Raw genomic sequence first — 4,915 nt, 5'->3', positions numbered from 1 at the left:
CGCGTGCCGCCATGGATCGAACCGACGGTGATCACCGTCGGATCCAGCGGATCCGCCTCGCGGCTGACGATCGTCTGAAGCTGGGTGACGAACATCGCCGCGAGCACCACCGGATCCTTGGCGAGCTGCGGCGCGGCGCCATGCCCGCCGATGCCGCGGATGGTGACGTCGATCGAGGTCGTGCCCGCCTGCGCGCGGCCGATCGCCAGCCCGACCTTGCCCGCCGGCCAGGTGTTGCTGTCGTGCAGGCCGACGATCATGTCGGGCCGCGCGAAGCGTTCGTAGAGGCGATCCGCCAGCATCGCGCGCGCGCCGTCCGCCGTCTCCTCCGAGGGCTGCCCGACCAGCATCAGCGTGCCGTGCCAGTTCGCGCGCGCGGCGGCGAGCGCGCGGGCGACGCCGATCAGCACGGTGGTGTGGAGATCGTGCCCGCAGGCGTGCATCACCCCCACATTCTGCCCGGCCTTGTTCTTGGCCATGACGTGGCTGGCATAGGGCAGATCGGTACGCTCGATCAGCGGCAGCGCGTCCATGTCGCCGCGGATCATCAGCGTCGGCCCCGCGCCGTTCCTCATCAGCGCGACGACGCCGTAGGCGCGGCTGCCGTCGGGATAGACGCCGACATGATCGGTGACGGCATAGCCCGCCGCGCGCAGCTCCCGCGCGAGGATCGCCGAGGTCTCCGCCTCGAAATGCGAAAGCTCGGGATGCTGGTGGATCTGCTCGTAGATCGCGATGAGCGGGGTCGGTGGCGCCGGCTGGGCGAAAGCCGGCGCGGCGAAGGCGAGGAGCAACCCTGACAGATATCCGCGCATCATGGCTGGCCCCCTGCGTAAGAGGCCAGCTTATTCGACGGATGGACGCGAGGAAAGCGCGCGCACGCATCCGACGGCTAGGCGATTGCTACGCGGCAGGCCCGGAGATACCATGTCACAAAGCACTGAATAGGATGATCGCATGAAGACCAAGCTGCCCGTAACCGTTCTGCTTGCCGGGGCCGCTCTCCTCCCGCTGACCGGCGCGCGCGCGGACGAGGGGATGTGGACCTTCGATGCGTTTCCGTCGGCGAAGGTCGCCAAGGCCTATGGCGTGTCTCCCAGCCAGCAATGGCTCGATCATGTCCGCCTGTCCGCGCTGCGGCTGACCGGGGGCTGCTCTTCCTCCCTGGTCTCGGATGCCGGGCTGGTGCTGACCAACCATCATTGCGTGCGGGATTGCGCGCAGGCGCTGTCGAGCGGACCGGCCGACTATATCGCCAACGGCTTCCTCGCCGAAGCGATCGCCGACGAGAAGAAGTGCCCGGGCCAGCAGGCCGAGATCGTGACCGCGATCACCGACGTCACCCCGCGTGTCCAGCAGGCGGTCGGCAGCCTGGCCGGCGTGGCGCTCGCCAAGGCGCGCGACGCGGCGACGGCGACGATCGAGAAGGAAGGGTGCACCGATCCGGCTAAGGAACGCTGCCAGGTCGTCACCCTGTTCGGCGGCGGGCAGTACAAGCTCTATAAATATCGCAAATATTCCGATGTGCGGCTGGTCTATGCGCCGGAGGCCGACGCGGCCTTCTTCGGCGGCGATCCCGACAATTTCAACTTTCCGCGCTACGATCTCGATGCCGCGTTCCTGCGCATCTACGAAAACGGCAAGCCCGTCGCGACGCCGAACCATCTCGCCTGGGCGGCGCGCGCGCCGAAGGAAGGCGAGCTGGTGTTCGTCGCCGGCAATCCCGGCAGCACGCAGCGGCTCTACACGCAGGCGCAGTTCGCGATGCTCCGCGACGTAGGCCTGCCCGCCACCGAACTCTATTTCGCCGAGCTGCGCGGCCGGCTGCTCGCCGCGATGGCCACCGATCCGGAGAAAGCGCGCACCGGCAGCGATTTCCTGTTCGGGATCGAGAACAGCTACAAGGCGCTGTACGGCGAGTGGCAGGCGCTGCTCGACCCGGCCTTTTCCGCACGGCTCGCGGCGAACGAACGCGACCTGCGCGCGAAGGTCGCGGCCGATCCCGCAGCGGCGGCGCGGATCGGCGATCCCTGGGGGGACGTCGCCAAGGCGCAGGCGGTGTATCGCGATTTCTACAAGCCCTATACCTTCCTCGAGGCGCGCGCGGGGCTGGGTTCGGACCTCTACGGCTATGCCCGCGTGCTCGTCCGCGCCGCGCAGGAGCGCAGCAAGCCCGATGCCGAGCGGCTGCGCGGCTTCAACGACAGCGCGCTGCCGCTGATCGAGAAACAGCTCGTCGATCCCCGGCCGATCTATCCGTGGCTCGAGGAAGTGACGGTCGCCTACTGGCTGTCCAAGACGCGCGAGGCGCTCACCACCGATGCGCCGGCGGTCAAGGCGCTGCTCGGGAAGGAATCACCCGAACAGGTCGCGCATCGCCTGATCACGGGCACCAGCCTGGCCGACCCCGCGGTGCGCAAGGCGCTGTTCGAAGGGGGATTGCCCGCGATCCAGGCATCGAAGGATCCGCTGATCCAATATGTGCTGGCGCACAGCGCCGACGGCCGCGCGCTGGTCGACCGCTACCGCTTCGAGGTGCAATCGCCGACCATCGCGGCGCAATCGAAGATCGCGCAGGCGCGCTTCGCGGCATACGGCACCGATCTCTATCCCGACGCGACCTTCACGCTCCGGCTGAGCTATGGCACGGTCAAGGGCTGGACCTATCAGGGCGTCGTCGTGCCGCCGACCACGCAGTTCGCGGGCATGTTCGATCGCGCGACCGGGGTCGATCCGTTCAAGCTGCCGCCCAAGGTGCTCGCCGCGCGCTCGCGGATCGATATGGCCAAGACGGTCGATTTCACCAGCGACAACGATATCATCGGCGGCAATTCGGGATCGCCGATCATGGACAAGGACGGTGCCGTGATCGGTGCGATCTTCGATGGCAACATCCACTCGCTGGGCGGCGCCTTCGGCTTCGATCCGGTCCTCAACCGATCAGTCGCGGTATCGACCGTCGCGGTCGAGGAGGCGCTGGGCAAGATCTATCCCGGCAAGCGCCTGCTCGCCGAGCTGCACCAGCGATAGTCACCGCGAATAAGGGCGGGCCCGGATGAGCTTACGCGTGACGGCGGATCGGCGATGATCTTCGCCCATCCGTCGCGCACCGGCTCGCAACGGTAAGCGCCGCTCAATAGGCGAGCGCGCAGCCGTCGGCGCGCATCTCGCTCGCCGCCGCATAGACGCGGTCGCGCCCGTCGATCCGCTGTTCGATGCATTCGTAGCGGCCGAAGCCGCCGTCGGGAGCGCCGATCGCCCAGCCGATGCCGGCCAGCGCGGCGCGGGTCTTCTCGGGCACGCCGCTTTCCAGCCTCAGCAGGCCGTTAGCGGGCAGCCCCGGCGCATCTTCCCCCATCGATTGCGAGGAGCCTTCGTGATGCCAGCGCGGCGAATCCCCCGCCGATTGGATTTCCAGCCCGTAATCGATCCGGTTGATCAGGATCTGCGCCTGCCCCTGCGGCTGCATGTCGCCGCCCATCACGCCGAAGCTCATCCAGGGATCGCGCCCGCGCGCCGCGAAGCCGGGGATGATCGTCTGGAACGGCCGCTTGCCCGGCGCATAGATGTTGGGATGCCCGTCCCGGAGCGAGAAGAGCTGGCCGCGATCCTGGAACATGAAGCCGAGGCCGTCGGCGACCAGCCCCGATCCCATCCCCCGGAAGTTGGACTGGATCATCGACACCATCATCCCATCCCTGTCGGCGACGGTGAAATAGGTGGTGTCGCCGTGGCTCGGCGCCTGGCCGGGATAGACCGGCGTCAGGATGTGATCGGGCCGGATCAGCTTGGCGCGCTTGGCGGCATACTCCTTGGAGATCAGCCACTCGACCGGCACCTTCGAGAAGCGCGGATCGGCATAATAGCGCGCGCGATCCTCATAGGCGAGCCGCTTGGCCTCGACCTGGAGGTGGATCGACAGCGGCGACTGGAAGCCGGCGCCGGCCAGATCGAAATGTTCGAGGATGTTGAGCATCTGCAGCGTGGCGATGCCCTGCGTGTTGGCGCCGAGCGCGTAAGCGTCGACGCCGCGATAGCTGGTCCGATACGGCGTCACCCATTCGCTATGGTGCGCGGCGAAATCCTCGGCGCGCAGCCAGCCGCCGATCCGCCTGAAATAAGCGTCCATCGTCCGCGCGATCGGCCCGGCATAGAAAGCGTCGCGACCGCCCGCTGCCACCATCCGGTAGGTTCGCGCGAGATCGGGATTGCGGAACACCCCGCCAGCCTCGGGCGATCGGCCGTCCGGCGCGTAGGTATGCTGGGCGTTGTCGGTCTCCTCGACGCCCGACCCCGGACGGCGGAAGGCGGCGAGGTTGCGGCGGATATAATAAGCGATGATGTCGGGCACGGGCGCGCCGCCCTCGGCAAGCGCGATCGCGGGCTCGAACAGCTCGGCCCATTTGAGCTTGCCGTAGCGCCCATGCAGCGTCCACCAGGCATCGACCGCGCCCGGCACGGAGACGCTGATCGCGCCCAGCGCAGGCAGCGCGCCGTTCCTCGCTCGTGCCCTCGCGGTTGCGAGGCTCAGCCCGCTCGGCGACGCGCCCGATCCGGCGAGGCCCGCCAGCGCCTTGGTCTTCGGATCCCAGACCATCGCATAGCAATCGCCGCCCATGCCGCTGGAGGTGGGTTCGAGGAAGCCGAGGCAGGCGTTGATCGCAATCGCCGCATCGATCGCCGATCCGCCGCGCTTGAGGATCTCGATTCCCGCCTGCGTGGCGAGCGGATGCGCGGTGCCGGCAGCACCCGAAAGCCCGTAGGCGGCGGTCCGCGAGGCGAAGCTCGCGCCGACCGGCCGATCGCCCGCGTGAACGTCGGGGCGAAGGAAGCGCGGTTCGCCCGGTGCCCACCGGCCGGGAAGCGGAGCGGCGTCCGGCGTGGGGGCGCCGCCCTGTCCGGGGCCGGCGGTCGA

3 protein-coding genes are annotated in these 4,915 nt (G+C 68.4%); 1 reads left to right on the top strand and 2 read right to left on the bottom strand.

Translation table 11 applies throughout. From position 1 onward, the window contains the following. A partial coding sequence (locus tag HUU94_RS04335) for an amidohydrolase (RefSeq protein WP_174273881.1) occupies nt 1-818 on the bottom strand: 818 nt, incomplete at its 3' end. A gap of 139 nt (nt 819-957) precedes the next feature. On the opposite strand from HUU94_RS04335, the gene HUU94_RS04330 reads away from it, so the two are divergent. Then, the gene (locus tag HUU94_RS04330; RefSeq protein ID WP_174273880.1) at nt 958-3,030 is read left to right on the top strand and encodes a S46 family peptidase; all 2,073 of its coding nucleotides are present in this window, start codon (nt 958-960) and stop codon (nt 3,028-3,030) included. A gap of 103 nt (nt 3,031-3,133) precedes the next feature. Here the strand turns inward: HUU94_RS04330 and HUU94_RS04325 are convergent. Further along, on the bottom strand, nt 3,134-4,915 hold a 1,782-nt coding region (locus HUU94_RS04325), incomplete at its 5' end, for a gamma-glutamyltransferase family protein (RefSeq protein ID WP_174273879.1).

Source organism: Sphingomonas bacterium (assembly GCF_903644055.1).
Taxonomy (GTDB): domain Bacteria; phylum Pseudomonadota; class Alphaproteobacteria; order Sphingomonadales; family Sphingomonadaceae; genus Sphingomonas_I.
This window is presented reverse-complemented; position numbering and strand designations above follow the sequence as displayed.

What these genes read in the sequence shown, in the direction of transcription:
- HUU94_RS04330 (WP_174273880.1), top strand. Translation starts at nt 958, where the DNA reads ATGAAGACCAAGCTGCCCGTAACCGTTCTGCTTGCCGGGGCCGCTCTC.